The organism is Peribacillus sp. NPDC097284 (assembly GCF_044761765.1).
GTDB lineage: Bacteria > Bacillota > Bacilli > Bacillales > DSM-1321 > Peribacillus.
The window spans coordinates 31,723-49,933 of the sequence record NZ_JBIWCZ010000012.1; the positions used below are offsets into that span (position 1 = coordinate 31,723).

Consider the following 18,211-nt stretch of genomic DNA (forward strand, 5'->3'; position numbering starts at 1 on the left):
GCCCATCGGGGTGTTGCCTTTTTACTTGGCAGGAAAGGGGATAATTTCATTTCATCTATTAGAGCGGATACAGTTTTTTCTACATCTTAATAGGCAGAAAGCTGACATATTTGATAGAATAGGAAGTAACTGACTAGAACGATTGATACATACTTTTAATCACTTATAGGGATGGTGGAGAGAAATTGACAACGGATTGGCTTATTGATTGCTTAATAGGATTGGGAAAACTCTTCCTTCATCCATTGCTTTACGTTTCCATTGCTTATTGTTTATTCATCGGCTATCTTCGGGTTAAACGGGAGCGCCGTGATTTCAATACGAAGATTTATAGGAAGACCATGGAGCTTCGGGCTTTGCTTCTACAAGGAATCGTCACTGGGGTGATTCTGTCACTCATCGCGCTGGTGTCTGGCCTTGTCATACCGATGGCGGCGGTGGTCATCATGGCGGCAGTCTCGGTCCTAGCCGTCTTGACCATGAAAAGGAGACTGGTATCACCTGTTTATACGTTGGGTGTCACGTTCTTTATCCTTTTCTTTCTAAATGGTAAGGATTTGCAACTTCCTATTTTCACGGATGCATTTGACCAACTGAATCAATCGGTTTATCCGACACTTGTGATATTGATTGGGCTTTTGTTGATGGCGGAAGGTTTTCTTATCGTTAAGAAAGGCAGTAAAAAGGCATCACCACAGTTAGAGGTTTCAAAGCGTGGACAGCCGATTGGCGTTTATGTTTCGCAACGTATTTGGCTGATTCCGATGTTCGTACTGATTCCTGGGGGAGAACTGCCCGTTCCTTTTGACTGGTATCCCGTATTCTCCATTGGTGAAGTGTTCGTTTCTCCAATCGTTCTGCCATTTTTGATTGGATTTAGGCAGAAGGTTCATGGATCGCTTCCGGAACAGGCAATAAAGGCCCAAGGTAAGCAGGTAGGGACACTTGGCATATTGATTACAGTCTTGGCGGTCGTCAGCTACTGGTATCCACTATTGGCAATCATAACAGCTGTTTTAGCGATCCTTGGTCGGGAATTCATCCATTATGCGCAAAAGAATTTGGACGAAAAGCAACCGTTTTACTTTTCGAAAAGCAAGCTTGGCGTCCAGATTCTAGGCGTTATCCCTGAATCACCGGCTGACAAGATGGGATTGGTCAAGGGTGAAATCATCTCAAAGATCAATGGGGTTGTCGTCAGGGAAGAAGAAGAGTTGTACCGGGCGCTGCAAAAGAATCGGGCCTATTGTAAGCTCGAGGTCATCGGCATTAATCAACAAATGCGCTTTGTGCAACGAGCCTTATTTGAAGGGGAACATTATGAATTGGGCATCCTTTTTGTGGATGATCAATTGAAAGAGAGTGGCCAAGCAGGATAGAAACGGCCGGATCTTTCTGAATAGTAACTGAAACCACTTAGATGATAGATCTAGGTGGTTTCTTATATGGGTAGACGAAATGAAAAGTGAAGGTGCGAATAGGGATATGACGATGAAGATGAAGAGTATGAAGAGTATTTTGATAGTATTATCATGCTTGTTCTTATATGGATGTCAACCAGGTGGGAAAGACGGGAGAAAGGAAAGTTCTGCCCCCGTTGACCTTATAGGGGAGTGGCATGGGGAAGAAATGAGTTTAGATGGAAAGCGTTATACAGGATTTTACGCGTTTGACATCGAGAAAAATGGGAGATTTTCTTTGTATGATGCTGAAGCGGGGAACCCGGGCATCCAAGGAGAGATTACACAATATGATGGGGAATCTCTGAAAATGAAGACAGGGGATGAAGCGGATTTTGATGTACCTGCAGAATGGGCAGGATTAAAGCATTCCGATACTCTGTTGTATGAAATAAAAGGGGAAAAATTATATATGAGTTACAAAGATAAACAGGTTAAGCATACGCTTGTTTTCTCTAAATCCAGTTATTGAACGATTTTTCACAATAAACCCCCAAAAGGCAGGTTGCTCTGCTCATTGGGGGTTTATTAATGAAACATTTTACGCTTCTCTTGCGGCTTCGATATCAATGGAAATGGTGATTTGATCCCCAATCAGTACCCCGCCCGTTTCCAGGGCAGCGTTATAGGTTAATCCATAGTCGCTGCGTTTCACCTTGCCTTTGCCACTGAATCCTGCTTTTTCCGTACCCCATGGATCTTTTCCTTGCCCTTCAAATGTCATAACGAATGTTTCTTCTCTTGTCACTCCATGAAGCGTGACATCACCGGTTACGGCATACTCATCGTCATCCGTTTTTTTGATGTCTGTAGCTTTAAATATCAGTTCCGGGTTCTTTTCAACGTCAAAGAAGTCAGCAGAACGCAGGTGGTTATCACGGTCTGTATTACGAGTGTCAATGCTGGACAAATCGACGGTGAAATCAATTTCCGCTGTTGTTAGGTCGGTTGGGTCTGCAGAAATGTTGGCGTCAAATTTATTGAAACTTCCTTTTACTTTTGCAATCATCATGTGTTTTACAGAAAACTCTATGGCGCTGTGTGTAGGGTCGACTATCCATTTTGTTTTAGCCATTTTGTATATTCCTCCACTTCATATATCTTTAATTTGAGATAATTTAACATATTGTAATTATATGAGCTGGGGGTTCCAGAGTCAAACGTTTTTTCCTTTATTTAGAAAATGAAAAAAACCTGTGCCGCATGTGTGCGGACACAGGTCTAAGAAAGAAACTCTTAGTTAGAACGTTCTTTTTCTTCGTGAATCGGGGCTTTACTTGGCCAGAAAGCATAGCGACCAAGCAGAGCGGTAATCGCCGGCACTAGGAATGGGCGAACGATGAATGTGTCCATCAGTACACCGAGTGCGGTAATGAGTCCGAATTGGACAAGCACTTGAATCGGCAACGTAGCGAGCACAGAGAATGTAGCTGCCAAGATGATGCCGGCTGAAGTGATGACGCCACTTGTTTCGGTTACACCTTCTCTTATGGCTTGCTTGATTGGCATCGTCTTCTTCTTGCGCCATATGCTGGATACCATAAAGATGTTGTAGTCTTCTCCTAAGGCGACAAGGAATACGAATGAATACAACGGAATCGTGCCTTCAATTGCATCCACACCCATGAAGTGGTGAAGGATGATCCAGCCTAAGCCCATAGCGGCAAAGAAGGAAAGGATAACCGTTCCCATTAAATAAGCCATGGCTGTTACGGAACGAAGGTAGGCTAACAGTAGCAATGAAATCAAGACGATGATGATTGGGAAAACCAAGAATTCATCTGCCTTGACCGTTTCGCGTTTATCGTGCTGCTCGGCTGTCTGGCCGCCAATCCATACTTTTTCATCAACGGATGAGATCTTCGCATCTTTCAGTTCTTTTTCCACGGAACTGCGTATATCTGAAATGGCGTCGATTGCTTTTGTATCGTATGGGTTGATATTGAATTTGACTTCATAGGATTGTAAATCCTTATTGGTCTCACTCCTTACAGGTTCTGAGACACTTCCGATCAGGCTCATATCCTTCAGGGAATCCGTTAAATCGATATCCTTGCCATCCGTATCGATGACGACTGTAGCTGGTGCAAGTTCACCAGGTGAGTAGGCATCGGAAATGACGGTATACCCTTCACGCGAGTTGATGTCTTCTGGGAAAGAAGAGAGGATATCATAGGAATATTTTATTTGTGATGAATAGCCAGCTAATAGGCCGAAAAGAATCAGACAAGTAAGGATGACGGTCCACGGCTTGGTTGTAACGATATTCCCAATCCATTTTCCAATGCGTCCGCCTTCTTTATGTATCTTGACGGGTTTGCCCTTTTTCTTCGCGCGTGCTTCTTCCATTTCGGGTGTACGTGGAACGATCGGGAAGAAAGAGGCCCGGCCGAAAACAGAAAGTAGTGCAGGTACGAGAGTTAAGGCAGCGATCATCATGATTAATATGGATAAGCTGAATGGTACGGCGAAACGATGATAAGCACCATATTGAGCCACGAGCAATGTTAATAGGGAGACGACGATCGTCAGACCGCTCATCGCAATGGCGCCTGAAGAATCTTTAAAGGCAGCCATCATGGCTTTTCGTTTGCTTTCGTGTCTTCTCAATTCACTACGGTAGTGGGAAATCAAGAATAAACAATAATCGGTTCCTGCCCCGAAAAGCAATACGGTCATAATCGAAATGGCCTGAGCATCGACTGTAATCCAGCCGTGGTCTGCCATGAATCCAAGGATTGGACTTGTGACAAGGTAAGCGAAACCGACCCCGATTAATGGAATGATCGCTAAAAGTGGTGAGCGATAAATAAGTAATAAGACGACAAGAACGAGTATAACCGTCGCCAGTAGTAATTGAATATCGGCACCGGCAAATAATCCAGTCGCATCTACGGAAATCCCGACAGGACCCGTTACACGAAGCGATAGATCTTCAGAGTCGATTTTAACCTTTGAAGGGTCCGTACCGACGCGTTCGGTTACTAACTTATTGATGCGTTCAATATTTTTTTCCAAAACGGCTGTCCCGGCACTTTCCTCAAAGAAGAGGGGCTGTACGAAAGTCGTACCATCTTCAGAAACAGAGCCCTTTAGTGCGGGCAGTGGAGCGTTGTGAAGAGGAGGTAAGAAGGATTGCTGTTTTAAGGGACTTTCTGTAAGCTCTTTGGAAAGGTTTTGAATTTCAGCTAAATCAGCATCAGTCAGTCCACCCTCCCGATGCCATGTAAGCAAGGCAGGTATCCCTGAGGAATTAGGGAATTCTTTTTTTATCAGTTCATCCGCTACGACAGAATCTGAGTCTGCAGGTAAATCAGTAGGAACATTTTCCGTTTTATCGTTCACTGCCGGTAACGTGAAGGTTAACAGCACTGTCGCAATAATCCAGATGGCGATGACAACCCAACGGCTGATTGTTCCGGTCATCATTTTGCTTAATCTTCCTAATATGTTCAATGAAGGCACCTCACTTTTAAAATTTTTATCATAATCCACTCTTAATTATAAAGGGGAAACATTCCTATTTGCAAAACTGGGTATGCGGTTTCTTGAATTTCTAAAAAAAGCTTTGGAAGGAAAATCCCTCCAAAGCTTTTTTGATTCATTAAAATAAATTGAAGTATTTCTTCAACCCATTAAAGATACCAGTGACAGCCGTGTCTTGATAGGCGCTCGTGGCAATGAGCTTTTCTTCTTCCAAATTGGAGATGAACCCTAATTCTAGTAATATCGCAGCTTGCTTGTTATCCCGGATGACTTGGAAGTTACCCGTTTTGGCACCGCGGTCCCTCAATTTTGTTTCTTTGATGATTTCCGCTTGTACGGTTTGTGCGAGCTCTTTTTCATTGACATTCGATGCTAGATAAAATGTTTCAATGCCGTTGGCTGAGCTGGGACCAGCATTATAGTGAATGCTGATAAAGACATCGGGTTTGTTGGCCTGGCTGATTTCCACTCGCTTACTTAAAGAGGGATACGTATCGCCTGTTCGTGTCATGACGACTTTTGCACCGGCCTCCTCCAATTTGGCTTTCAGCTTTTTAGCCGTGGAAAGAGTTAAATCCTTTTCCCGATTATTTTTCCCGGATGCCCCAGGGTCAGAGCCGCCATGCCCCGGATCAAGGACGATCACCTTGCCTTTAAATCCATCACTCGGTTTGGTCTTCGATAGATACGTGAGGGAGGCCCATCCTACCAAACCGGATTGTGTTTCGACCTTGCCCCAATCTCCTTGTGTTTCCGTCACTATGACACTATCACTTCTATCGACGGCCCCTAGTATTTTATTCGTTGCCGAAGGTCCATTGCGAATGTTCAACGAGTCGGAAATGACATAGTATTTGGTTGGCTTGGTTTTGACCGGTTCTTCTTTTTTAGGTGCTTCTACTTTAGGTGGTGTGGTTGTTACTGGTTTTGTTTCTTTCGGCTTGGTTTTTGCTAGATAGGTAAGGGAAGCCCAACCTGTTTTCCCGGAAGCCGTTTTGATTCTTCCCCATTTGTCTTTCTCTTCATAAAGCGTGACAGCCTCCCCTTTTTTTAGAGTGGTGACTTTGTCAGCTTTTGAGTTACCCGATTTCCTTACATATAGCTCGGCAGCTGTTACATAGTAAGTCGTTTCCTTAACGGCTGAAGGAGATGCAGTAGGTTTTTTCTTAGATAGATAGGTTAAGGAAGCCCATCCGGTCACGCCGGATGCCGTCTTCACGTTTGCCCAGTTCCCCGATTTTTTAATATAGGTAACGGCAGCGCCCTTATTGATCGTCGCCAGCTTCTTTGACGTGGTATTGGCAGACTTACGGACATACAATGAACTGGCTGTAACATAGTACTTGGTTGTGCTGACAGCTGCCGGTTTAGCGGTGGCTGTAGGCTTGGAACTAGATATGTATGTTTTAGAAACCCAACCGGTTTTCTTTTTGGAAGATACATAGATTTGTAGCCAATTGCCTTTGGTCGATTTAATTTCTACGGCGGTTCCTTTAGGTAAGGTTGCGAGAGACTTGCTGCTTGTATTATTTGATTTTCTTAATACTAACGAGGAAGCTGTCACATAACCTAACTCGTCCAAATACGTGGTGGACACCCAGCCCGTTAGTTTTCCATACTTGATTTTCGACCATCCGGATTTTTGTGAAGAGATGGTCACTTCTTTTCCTTTTTTAATTAGGCCCAGAGATTTTGCCGTTGTCTTAGGCTGTTCTCTTATATGGAGGGAACTAGCTGTAACTTTGGCCGTTTTGGAAGCGGCCTGAACTTGATCGGTGGCGTATGGATACGAGAAAATCGTCAAAAAAACCAAGGTTGCTGCAAATAAGGTGATTATTCTTCTTTTCATTAAAGCTCGCTCCTTTAAATTATGCTGAAATAATCGAATGGTTATGGTTCATCCAGAGGTTGGGTCAGACTTGGTAAGTGAATATAAGTGCACATATACTGCGGAGATGCCTTCATTGGAGTAATCTCCATGATTTTTATCGGTAGCATTGGCGATAGTGTGAAGGAGATTCATTAATAATAGTACAATATACTCACATCAATTAGTAGGTGTTTTTTGGAACTTTTTGTAGGTAATTAGAACGTAATTTACATTAATTGAAGAATTTTGAATTAATGTGAGTGAAGTTTGAGGAATTGGGGATGTTAGTTGGAGTGATGGATGATATTTACAAAGGAGGAAATTTAGTGTCTGATCAACCAAAAGAGACGAATAATGAATCGGAAGAAACCTTGACCAACCGACAAGGGCACCCCATAACGAATAATCAAAGCATCCGGACTGTTGGAAACAGGGGACCAAGTACATTAGAGAACTACGACTTCCTGGAAAAAATGAGTCACTTCGATAGAGAGCGGATTCCGGAGCGGGTGGTACATGCACGAGGTGCAGGTGCACATGGATATTTTGTTCCGACAGGCAAGGCGGGAGACGAGCCGGTTTCTAAATATACGAGAGCAAAGGTCTTTCAAGAAGCGGGTAAAAAAACACAGGTCTTCGTCAGGTTTTCTTCGGTCATTCATGGGGGAACCTCCCCTGAAACATTACGTGACCCTCGTGGATTTGCCGTTAAGTTTTATACGGAAGATGGAAACTGGGATTTAGTAGGGAACAACCTCAAAATATTCTTTATCCGCGACGCCATGAAATTTCCCGATTTGATCCATGCCTTCAAACCCGACCCTGTTACAAACATTCAGGATGGCAGAAGGATTTTCGATTTCTGCTCAAGTTCTCCGGAAACCTTCCATATGATCACCTTCTTATTTTCGCCTTGGGGCATTCCGGCTAGCTACCGCATGATGCAAGGTTCCGGGGTCAATACGTATAAGTGGGTGAATCAAGAGGGGGAAGCAGTCCTGGTCAAGTACCATTGGGAACCAAAGCAAGGGATTAAAAACTTGACGCAGAAAGAAGCGAATGAGATTCAGTCGACGAATTTCAATCATGCTACACAGGATTTATATGAAGCAATCGAAAGTGGGGATTACCCAGAATGGGATCTAAATGTACAGATCATGAGTGATGATGCCCATCCTGAACTGGATTTCGATCCATTGGATGATACGAAGATTTGGCCAAAGGACCAATTCCCATGGCTACATGTCGGCACGATGGTTTTGAATAAGAACCCGGAAGATTATTTCACTGAAGTCGAGCAGGTTGCTTTTGGAACGGGAGTCCTTGTAGACGGGTTGGATTTCTCGGATGATAAGATGCTCCAAGGCCGCACATTCTCGTATTCGGATACACAACGTCATCGCGTAGGGGCAAATTATCTGCAACTGCCGATCAATGCACCAAAAAAACGGACGGCGACCAATCAAACGGGCGGCCAAATGCAGTATGAAGTGGGTAGAGGAAACCAAAGTCCTCATATCAACTACGAACCATCGACTGTAGGAGGATTGAAAGAGGCTGAGCAGACGGGTAAAGAGTATACCCCTTTTGTAGAGGGCAAACTGGTCCGTGAAACGATAGATCGCCAAAGCAACACGAAACAAGCAGGTGAAACGTATCGTGAATTCGAGGATTGGGAAAGGGACGAATTGATCTCCAACCTAGTGGATGCACTCGCACCTGCCGATCCACGCATTCAAGAGAAGATGATTGCCCTTGCAGAAGAGGCCGATAAAGATTATGGCCGTCGTTTGAAAGAAGGATTAGCGGCAGCTTCCCAACATACCGAGTCTTCCAAACCAATGGGTGGTACGGACAATCCAGAGGAAGCGGTCGAAAAAGGTCATGACGCCGATCCATATTAATAGGATGCAAAAAGTGAACTCCCTTCCTTGAAGGGGGTTTCCCTTTTGTATACCGCTTGTTCGTTTTGCAGGAAATAGATTGGCAAAAAACCAAGGAATCATTTAAACTGTAACTACTCTATTTTTCTCTTACAAAGGAGATGAAAAAATGATTAAATTTCTTTCAGCCCTTCTATTACCCGGTCTTCTAGTCATGCTATTTTCAAGGGTCACCTATAACTATATTGTAGGTCTTATACTAACGGTTGCATTGATCGCCGCTTCCGCATATAAAGGTTATACACATACGAACTTATTAATAATCATTGATGCACTATCACTGACGGTGGGTTTCTGGTTATCAAAAAGAATGATGAAACGAACAGCCAAGAGCGCCTAATTTATAGAGGTGCTTTTTTTGTCTCGATTTCTATGAAAAGGACTCTTTGACCTGCTAGGTTATAAAATGCGAAACAGAATGTTTGTTCGCTTTTCGGTGGTTTGTTTTGGGGATATTGTGGTAGAATGTGTATATATAGTTCTTTAAACGGAATAAATAGAAGGAATAAATCATATCCCTTTTTTCATATAAAACTAATTCAGTAGGAGGCCATGCTTGGTGAAGGAAACGTTTGAGTTAGTCTCAAAATATTCTCCACAGGGAGATCAGCCAGCGGCGATAGAAAAGCTTGTTGCTGGCATAAAAGAAGGAAAGAGTATGCAGACGCTGCTTGGAGCGACAGGGACAGGGAAAACATTCACTGTCTCCAATGTCATCCAACAAATCAATAAGCCTACCCTTGTCATTGCCCATAACAAAACGTTGGCAGGGCAGCTTTACAGTGAGTTCAAAGAGTTTTTCCCCAATAATGCGGTTGAGTACTTTGTCAGCTATTACGATTACTATCAGCCAGAAGCCTATGTGCCTTCCACTGATACTTTCATAGAGAAAGATGCCAGTATCAATGATGAAATCGATAAACTCCGCCACTCGGCTACATCTTCTTTGTTCGAACGGGAAGATGTCATCATCATTGCCAGTGTATCCTGTATTTATGGGTTAGGTTCCCCGGAAGAATACAGGGAGATGGTGGTATCGCTGCGTACTGGTATGGAGATAGACAGAAATGCACTGCTCCATAAACTTGTAGATATTCAATATGAGAGAAATGATATTGCCTTTCAACGTGGAACGTTCAGGGTCCGCGGAGACGTAGTAGAAATCTTCCCGGCCTCAAAAGATGAACACTGCGTTCGGGTCGAGTTTTTCGGGGACGAGATTGACCGGATTCGGGAAGTCGATGCCCTGACCGGCGAGATCACTGGTGAACGGGAACATATCGCCATCTTTCCGGCATCCCATTTCGTCACACGTGAAGAGAAACTGAATGTGGCCATTCAAAATATTGAAACGGAACTTGAAGAACGATTGGTAGAACTTCGTGAAGATGAAAAGCTTCTTGAAGCACAGCGATTGGAGCAACGGACCCGTTACGATTTGGAAATGATGAGGGAGATGGGTTTCTGTTCGGGTATCGAGAACTATTCCCGTCATTTAACCCTACGCCCCGCAGGAGCCACACCTTACACCTTGATTGACTATTTTCCGGAAGACTTCCTATTGATTGTCGACGAGTCACATGTAACCCTTTCACAGATCCGCGGCATGTTCAATGGCGATCAGGCTCGGAAGCAGGTATTGGTGGACCATGGATTCCGCCTACCCTCTGCGAAAGATAACCGGCCACTCAGATTCGAGGAGTTTGAAAAGAAAGTCCATCAATCCATATTCGTTTCGGCAACTCCAGGACCATATGAATTGGAACATACGCCGGAAATGGTCGAGCAAATTATCCGACCTACTGGATTGCTTGATCCTACCATTGAAGTGCGACCGATTGAAGGGCAGATTGATGACCTGATAGGTGAAATCCAGGAACGGGCTAAACGGGATGAACGGGTTTTAATTACGACATTGACGAAAAAGATGTCCGAGGATTTAACGGATTACCTGAAGGATATAGGAATCAAGGTTCAGTACCTTCATTCTGAGATAAAGACGTTGGAAAGAATTGAAATCATCCGGGAATTGAGGATGGGGAAATATGATGTCCTTGTCGGGATCAATCTTTTGCGGGAAGGTCTGGATATCCCCGAAGTGTCCTTGGTGACCATTCTCGATGCTGATAAAGAAGGATTCCTCCGCTCGGAACGTTCACTCATCCAAACGATGGGCCGTGCCGCCAGGAATGCAAACGGGCACGTCATCATGTATGCTGACCGGATAACGAATTCGATGGAACTGGCCATCAGTGAAACGACGCGCCGACGGGAAATCCAGGAAAAATTCAACAAAAAGCATGGAATCACACCACAGACCATCCAAAAGGATATCAGGGATTCCATCCGGGCTACGCAAGTTGCTGAAGATGGGGAAGCGTATCAGGAAGATCCGGCTATCAAACTGTCTAAGCTTCCGAAAAAAGAGCGCGAAAAAGTGGTGGCAAGCATGGAAAAAGAAATGAAAGAAGCGGCAAAGGCACTGGATTTCGAACGGGCTGCCGAACTGCGTGATTTAATATTAGAGTTAAAAGCGGAAGGGTGACGAAACATGGCAATGGATAAAATTGTGATTAAGGGTGCAAGGACCAACAACCTCAAGAATATCGACGTCACGATACCGAGGGATAAGCTTGTGGTGCTAACGGGATTATCCGGTTCCGGGAAGTCGTCCTTGGCTTTTGATACGATATATGCGGAAGGACAAAGACGTTATGTCGAATCACTCTCGGCTTATGCCCGCCAATTCTTAGGGCAGGTGGATAAACCAGACGTGGATATGATTGAAGGGTTATCTCCTGCGATATCGATCGATCAGAAAACGACGAGCAAGAACCCTCGTTCCACTGTGGGAACCGTAACGGAAATTTATGATTATTTAAGATTGCTATATGCGAGGGTCGGCCGGCCGACTTGTCCGATCCATCATATCGAAATCAGTTCCCAGACGATTGAACAAATGGTTGACCGTATACTTGACTATCCGGAACGGACAAAGCTTCAAGTATTGGCACCACTCGTTTCAGGAAGAAAAGGAACACATGTGAAAGTGCTGGAAGAAGTGAAGAAACAAGGGTATGTCCGTGTGCGGATTGATGGGGAGATGTATGACCTCAGTGATGATATCACCCTTGAAAAGAATAAAAAGCATTCAATAGAAGTCATCATTGACCGGATCGTCATCAAAGAAGGAATCAGGGCAAGACTTGCAGATTCCTTGGAAAGCGCTTTGAAGCTTGGGGATGGCAAGGTCATTATAGATGTGATGGGCGAAGAAGAATTACTCTTCAGTGAGGATCATGCTTGCCCAATCTGTGGTTTTTCTGTTGGGGAGTTAGAACCGAGGATGTTTTCTTTTAATAGTCCATTCGGGGCCTGTCCGGATTGTGATGGTTTGGGTGCAAGGCTTGAAGTGGACCGTGATCTGGTCATCCCGAATAAAGAGTTAAGTCTTCGCCAGCATGCCATAGCGCCATGGGAGCCGACGAGTTCTCAATATTACCCGCAGCTCCTTGAAGCTGTAGCGACTCATTATGACATCGATATGGATATCCCGGTCAAAGACCTTCCGGAAGAGAAACTGGAGAAAATTTTACTGGGATCTGGTAAGGATAAGATCTATTTCCGCTATAAAAATGATTTTGGAAGAGTGCAGGAAGGCCATATTCCGTTTGAAGGGGTTTTACGAAATATCGAACGGCGTTTTAAGGATACGAACTCCGATTATATACGGGAGCAAATGCAGAAATACATGTCGGAGAATCCGTGTCCCACATGTAAGGGGCATCGATTGAAAAAAGAAAGCCTCGCTGTCCTCATTCAAGGTGTCCATATAAGCGAAACAACGGCTTTATCGGTTTCAGACTCCTTGCAGTTTTTCGATAACCTGGAGTTGACCGAAAAAGAAGCCGCGATTGCGAAGTTGATCTTACGGGAAATCCGCGAACGCCTTGGTTTCCTTGATAACGTCGGGTTGGATTATTTGACGTTAAGCCGGGCAGCAGGAACATTATCGGGTGGGGAAGCTCAGCGTATCCGGTTGGCTACCCAGATAGGTTCACGTCTGACGGGGGTGCTGTATATTTTAGATGAACCTTCCATCGGTCTGCATCAGCGTGATAATGACCGATTGATTGACACGCTAAAAAACATGCGTGAAATCGGCAATACGCTCATCGTGGTCGAGCATGATGAAGATACGATGCTTGCGGCAGATTATCTGATTGATGTGGGCCCGGGAGCAGGTGAACATGGTGGAGAAATCGTAGCTGCCGGCACCCCGGAAGAAGTCATGAATCATCCCCAATCATTAACGGGCCAATACCTTTCCGGAAAGAAGTTCATCCCTCTTCCGTTAGAACGCCGAAAAAACGACGGACGGTTCATTGAAATCAAAGGGGCTAAGCAAAATAACCTGAAAAACGTCAATGTTAAATTCCCACTTGGGGTGTTTACATCGGTCACTGGGGTTTCCGGTTCTGGTAAAAGTACGTTAGTGAATGAAATCCTTCATAAGTCTCTAGCGCAAAAACTGAACCGTGCCAAGGCTAGACCTGGGGAATACCGTGAAATTAAAGGGATTGAACATTTAGATAAAGTGATTGATATTGATCAATCGCCAATTGGCAGGACACCTCGTTCTAACCCGGCCACCTATACAGGCGTGTTCGATGATATTCGTGACGTTTTTGCATCAACGAATGAAGCGAAAATCCGTGGGTATAAAAAAGGACGTTTCAGCTTTAATGTGAAGGGCGGCCGTTGTGAAGCCTGCCGAGGTGACGGAATCATTAGGATCGAAATGCATTTCCTTCCTGATGTCTATGTTCCATGTGAAGTCTGCCATGGAAAAAGGTATAACCGTGAAACACTGGAAGTGAAATATAAAGGGAAAAACATTTCTGATATCCTTGATATGACTGTCGAGGAAGGTGTCAGCTTCTTCGAAAATATCCCGAAAATCAAACGGAAAATACAAACGCTATTTGATGTGGGGCTAGGGTATATCAAGCTTGGGCAACCGGCAACCACACTGTCAGGCGGTGAAGCCCAGCGGGTGAAGCTCGCTTCCGAATTGCATCGCCGCTCAACTGGCCGTTCATTTTATATCTTGGATGAACCGACTACCGGTCTGCACGTCCATGATATCGCCAGGTTGCTTGAAGTCTTACAGCGACTTGTGGACAATGGGGATACCGTTCTCGTTATCGAGCATAATCTTGATGTCATCAAGGCATCGGACCATATCATTGATTTGGGTCCTGAAGGCGGAGATAAAGGCGGGACCATCGTAACCTACGGAACACCAGAGGATATTTGTGAAGTGCCTGAATCTTATACAGGGAAATATTTAAAGCCTGTGTTGACCCGTGATAAAATCCGGATGGAAAAATGGATCGAAGAAAAGGAACAAGAGCATGAACATGTTTAAGAGCAAGCCAATTTCGGCTTGCTTTTTGTAGAAATATGGCAGGTTTCTTTTAATTAATCAGTTGATTAAAATCGATTGAACTCCATTATTTCCGGGGAAATGTGTTCTTTCCCTTTTCAGAAATTGTCGCCACTCTTTGTCGATAAATGGAATTGGGATAATTATGAAACTTTTTACCTGTCTGGGCGTATGTATGTGTAAGGTACTCTAAGAAAGTGGGGATGTCTATGCAAGCGGAAAAACAGAGAATATTAGAGATGGTACAAGAAGGAAAGCTGACAGCAGTAGAAGCATTGAATCTGTTGGAGGAATTAGAAAAGGCTAGTTTGGAAAGTGATGCAAAAGAGCAGAAGTTGCAAAATGAGCTATCCACGGTTGTTGTCAATCAGAAAAGTGACGACAGTGCCCAGGATACCTTCAAGAAGAATGTACAATCCTCTAAGGAAAAAATCTTAGGCTTCGTTGAAAGTGCATATAAAAAGATTAAAGAAACGGATTTGGATTTTAACTTTGGGAAATCCGTCGAGGTCAGTCATATTTTTCAACATGATTATGAGTACCTGGATGAAATCGATATCGATATCGCAAATGGGAAAGTGAAAATCGCAACATGGGACCAGCAGGATGTACGAGTGGAATGTCTTGCTAAAGTGTATCGGGTGGAAGATATAGAAAAGGCGAGGGAGACCTTCCTAGAGGAAGTTCACTTCGCAATCGACGCTGGGAAAATGAAGTTCAAGGTCCGTGAAAAGACGATGAAGGTCGATACGGTGTTGTATATCCCGAGCAAGGCCTATGAAGACATTCAGGTTAGGCTGTTTAACGGTGCAATCACTACAGAATCCCTGACGGCAGAGAAACTTAAGGCCAAAACAGCAAATGGTGTCATCCATATCCAACAAGGGAAAGGTGAAACGTGCGAACTTGAAACGGGTAACGGAACCATCACCATTTCAGATACGAATTATGATGAGCTCGAGGCAGAAACATTAAATGGGGCAATTAATGCCGATGGGCACTTCAAGAAAATGGATGTTCAGTCCTTTAACGGGGAAATCGTCTGCAAGAATCAAGCGCAGGATTGTGAAGCAATCCATGCCAAATCGATTACTGGGAAGGTCCAGCTGATTTTGCCTCCAGGAAAGGCGATTGAAGGAGAGTTGAAGTCTAACTTAGGAAGTTTTAACGTAAGCTTAGAGGGAATGACCATCGTCGAAGAAAAAAGTGATGTGGTTCAAAAAGTGCTTAAGTTTAAAACGACTAGTTTTGATGATTCGGTCCTCCATGTGTTCGCCGACACGAAAACGGCAGCCATCACGGTTTCTTAAAAGTAAAAAAAGTGTAAGCCCGCCAGTTAGACTGACGGGCTTTGTTTATGTTTGCTTGGTAATGAAGGCATCATAACCATCTTTGGCCAACTTTTTGACAAGGGTTTCAGCTTTTTTCTTATCCGTGAAGGCTCCGATTTGGACTTTATACAGAATGGTGGAGGAGCTCACGTTTTTAAGCTTATAATGGGCAAGGACGCTTTTGGCGATGGACTCCCCGCATGTTTTCCGAAAGGCTTCCGTTCTTAAAAGGGCGGCCTCCTGTTGATTGGTCATGAACCCACATTCGATTAAAAGGGCAGGGCATTTTGTTTCACGAAGAACCTGGAAGTTTGCCGTCTTCACTCCTCTGTTCTTCAATTGTGTGGCTTTTACCAAATCATGTTGGACCTTTTCGGCGAGGGAGAGCGATTCCTTCGGTTTAGAGGTATGAACATAAGTTTCAATCCCGTTTGCCTCATGCCGTTTCCCTGATCCAGCGGCATTCGCATGGATGGAGAGGTATAGGTCAGCTCCGAGGGCATGGGACTTCCGGATTCGTTCGCCAAGAGGGACGTCCCTTTCATCTTCGTGGGCGTAATGGACCGTGATGCCTTTTGTTTTTTCTAGATAGTGTTTGATGAAGGCAGCCGTCTCGCGATTGAACTCATATTCCTTCATGCCATCGGGAGATCGCTTGCCGGGGGTCGTATAACCATGGCCGGCATCAAGTACGATTTTCATGTGTTATCCCTTCCTTTCGAAATCCTGTATTCTTCATTATAATCAAATGGGAAAGGGGTAAAGTAGCTTCCGGATAGGAAAAAAGAATAAATTGATCATGCGTGGTTTGGTTATTTACAGAATAATGCTAAAATGAAAAAGTATCGCTAAAAATAAACATCGCTCCAAAAAAGGAGGAAAGATATATGGCAAAAGTCCGTACAAAGGATGTAGTTGAAGCATTCGATCTTGAACTTATCAGTGGTGAAGAAGGCATCAACCGTCCAATCGTTACAAGTGACCTTTCTCGACCAGGATTGGAAATAGCCGGTTTCTTCGACTACTATCCTGCAGATCGCGTACAACTCCTGGGAATGACGGAGATGTCGTTCTTCAACCGTCTGAATGAGGCCGATCGAATTCAAAGGATGGAAGAACTATGTAGAGACTATACACCGGGAATCATCATCACTCGTGGGCAGGAAGTGCCTATCGAGTTGATTGAAGCATCGGAACGCGAGTCCGTTCCTGTCATGCGGTCCTCCATGAAGACAACGAGGTTATTCAGCCGTCTGACGAACTTTCTCGAAAGTAAATTAGCTCCCACTACAGCGATTCATGGCGTGTTAGTGGATATCTATGGATTGGGTGTACTGATTACTGGAAAAAGCGGGGTCGGTAAGAGTGAGACGGCGCTCGAACTGGTTAAACGTGGACATCGTCTTGTAGCCGATGATTGCGTCGAAATCCGCCAGGAAGATCAGGATATGCTTGTCGGGAATGCTCCGGATTTAATTGAGCACCTTCTTGAAATCCGGGGACTGGGCATCATCAATGTCATGACGTTATTTGGGGCCGGAGCTGTTCGGAGCCACAAGAAAATTTCCATCGTCATCAATCTGGAACTTTGGGAAAAGAATAAGCAATATGACCGGGTCGGTCTGGATGAAGAGACAATGAAAATCATTGATACAGAGATTACGAAAATCACCGTTCCGGTTCGTCCAGGACGAAATTTAGCTGTCATCATTGAAGTGGCCGCCATGAATTACCGGTTAAAACGCATGGGTGTTAATGCGGCGGAACAATTTTCGGATCGTTTAAATAATGCTATTGCCGATTCGGACAACGATGAATTTTAAGTAAAGTTATCAGAAAAGAGGGGACAAAATGGAGCAAGGAATTCAACCACTAAATCCGATTGCGATTGAACTTGGTTCCATCCAGATACATTGGTATGGGCTGATTATCGGGTTTGGGGTACTACTGGGCCTTATCATTGCCTTAAGGGAATCAGAACGCCGAGGTCTGGACAAGGAACTATTTACGGATATGATCCTGTTTGCAGTGCCCATTGCGATTATATGTGCACGCATTTATTATGTTATCTTCCAATGGGATTATTATTCACAAAACCCCGGGGACATCATTAAAATATGGAATGGCGGAATTGCCATCCATGGGGCATTAATCGGTTCGGTCCTAACCGCCATCATCTTCGCAAAGGTAAAGAACGTATCATTTTGGAAGTTGGCGGATATCGCTGCTCCAAGTTTGTTGCTAGGTCAGGCCATTGGCCGTTGGGGCAATTTCATGAACCAAGAAGCGCACGGTGGGGAAGTAACCAGGGCCTTCTTGGAAAACTTACATCTTCCAGAGTTCATTATTAATCAAATGTACATAAATGGAACGTATTATCACCCGACCTTTTTATACGAATCGGTCTGGAACATAGTCGGAGTGGTCATCCTCCTATTATTGCGTAAAGTGAACTTGCGTAGGGGAGAGTTATTTTTAACATACGTTCTATGGTATTCAGTTGGTCGCTTTTTCATTGAAGGGCTGCGGACCGATAGTTTGATGCTGACGGATTCACTTCGGATTGCCCAAGTGATTTCCATTGTCTTGATCATTATTGCTGTTGCTTTCATTCTTTATAGAAGGTTCCGTGGTCATGCGGATAAACGATATTTAGATGCATAGAGAATATG

At 44.3% G+C, this 18,211-nt stretch carries 13 protein-coding genes; 9 read left to right on the forward strand and 4 right to left on the reverse strand.

The annotated features are described in order from the left end of the window. Positions 1-185 precede the first annotated feature (185 nt). Together ACIQXU_RS17360 and ACIQXU_RS17365 are read left to right on the forward strand one after the other, a co-directional pair. On the forward strand, positions 186-1,379 hold the full coding sequence (locus ACIQXU_RS17360; protein ID WP_402991259.1) for a PDZ domain-containing protein: 1,194 nt from the start codon (positions 186-188) through the stop codon (positions 1,377-1,379). A gap of 79 nt (positions 1,380-1,458) precedes the next feature. Continuing rightward, positions 1,459-1,932, forward strand: coding sequence for a hypothetical protein (locus ACIQXU_RS17365; RefSeq protein WP_402991262.1), 474 nt, complete (start codon positions 1,459-1,461; stop codon positions 1,930-1,932). Between the two features lie 69 nt (positions 1,933-2,001). Here ACIQXU_RS17365 and ACIQXU_RS17370 read toward each other — a convergent pair whose 3' ends face one another. From ACIQXU_RS17370 to ACIQXU_RS17380, 3 genes are all read right to left on the reverse strand, one after another. Continuing rightward, positions 2,002-2,535 (reverse strand): YceI family protein, encoded by a 534-nt coding sequence (locus ACIQXU_RS17370; protein WP_402991265.1) that lies wholly within the window; start codon positions 2,533-2,535, stop codon positions 2,002-2,004. Positions 2,536-2,696: 161 nt separating this feature from the next. Continuing rightward, a complete protein-coding gene (locus tag ACIQXU_RS17375) occupies positions 2,697-4,889 on the reverse strand; it encodes an MMPL family transporter (protein WP_402991342.1) in 2,193 nt (730 codons plus the stop codon). A gap of 175 nt (positions 4,890-5,064) precedes the next feature. Continuing rightward, the gene (locus ACIQXU_RS17380) at positions 5,065-6,795 is read right to left on the reverse strand and encodes an N-acetylmuramoyl-L-alanine amidase family protein (protein ID WP_402991268.1); all 1,731 of its coding nucleotides are present in this window, start codon (positions 6,793-6,795) and stop codon (positions 5,065-5,067) included. Between the two features lie 347 nt (positions 6,796-7,142). Here ACIQXU_RS17380 and ACIQXU_RS17385 point away from each other — a divergent pair, with 347 nt between their 5' ends. The 5 genes from ACIQXU_RS17385 (at position 7,143) to ACIQXU_RS17405 (ending at position 15,518) form a co-directional block, all read left to right on the forward strand. Continuing rightward, on the forward strand, positions 7,143-8,720 hold the full coding sequence (locus tag ACIQXU_RS17385; protein ID WP_402991271.1) for a catalase: 1,578 nt from the start codon (positions 7,143-7,145) through the stop codon (positions 8,718-8,720). A gap of 148 nt (positions 8,721-8,868) precedes the next feature. Further along, a complete protein-coding gene (locus ACIQXU_RS17390; RefSeq protein WP_402870665.1) occupies positions 8,869-9,099 on the forward strand; it encodes a DUF2198 family protein in 231 nt (76 codons plus the stop codon). A 219-nt stretch (positions 9,100-9,318) separates the two neighbouring features. Next, positions 9,319-11,304: an excinuclease ABC subunit UvrB gene (uvrB, locus tag ACIQXU_RS17395; RefSeq protein WP_402954565.1), complete on the forward strand. Its 1,986-nt coding sequence runs from the start codon at positions 9,319-9,321 to the stop codon at positions 11,302-11,304. A 6-nt stretch (positions 11,305-11,310) separates the two neighbouring features. Then, positions 11,311-14,190, forward strand: a complete 2,880-nt coding sequence (gene uvrA / locus ACIQXU_RS17400) for an excinuclease ABC subunit UvrA (protein ID WP_402991274.1) — start codon at positions 11,311-11,313, stop codon at positions 14,188-14,190. 227 nt (positions 14,191-14,417) lie between these two features. Then, positions 14,418-15,518: a DUF4097 family beta strand repeat-containing protein gene (locus ACIQXU_RS17405; RefSeq protein WP_402991278.1), complete on the forward strand. Its 1,101-nt coding sequence runs from the start codon at positions 14,418-14,420 to the stop codon at positions 15,516-15,518. Positions 15,519-15,563: 45 nt separating this feature from the next. Here the strand turns inward: ACIQXU_RS17405 and ACIQXU_RS17410 are convergent, their stop codons facing one another. Further along, the gene (locus tag ACIQXU_RS17410) at positions 15,564-16,241 is read right to left on the reverse strand and encodes an N-acetylmuramoyl-L-alanine amidase (RefSeq protein ID WP_402991283.1); all 678 of its coding nucleotides are present in this window, start codon (positions 16,239-16,241) and stop codon (positions 15,564-15,566) included. A gap of 185 nt (positions 16,242-16,426) precedes the next feature. Here ACIQXU_RS17410 and hprK point away from each other — a divergent pair, with 185 nt between their 5' ends. Together hprK and lgt are read left to right on the forward strand one after the other, a co-directional pair. Then, the gene (hprK, locus tag ACIQXU_RS17415; RefSeq protein WP_402870680.1) at positions 16,427-17,362 is read left to right on the forward strand and encodes an HPr(Ser) kinase/phosphatase; all 936 of its coding nucleotides are present in this window, start codon (positions 16,427-16,429) and stop codon (positions 17,360-17,362) included. 28 nt (positions 17,363-17,390) lie between these two features. Beyond that, a complete protein-coding gene (gene lgt, locus ACIQXU_RS17420; protein ID WP_402870683.1) occupies positions 17,391-18,203 on the forward strand; it encodes a prolipoprotein diacylglyceryl transferase in 813 nt (270 codons plus the stop codon). Positions 18,204-18,211: the final 8 nt, after the last annotated feature.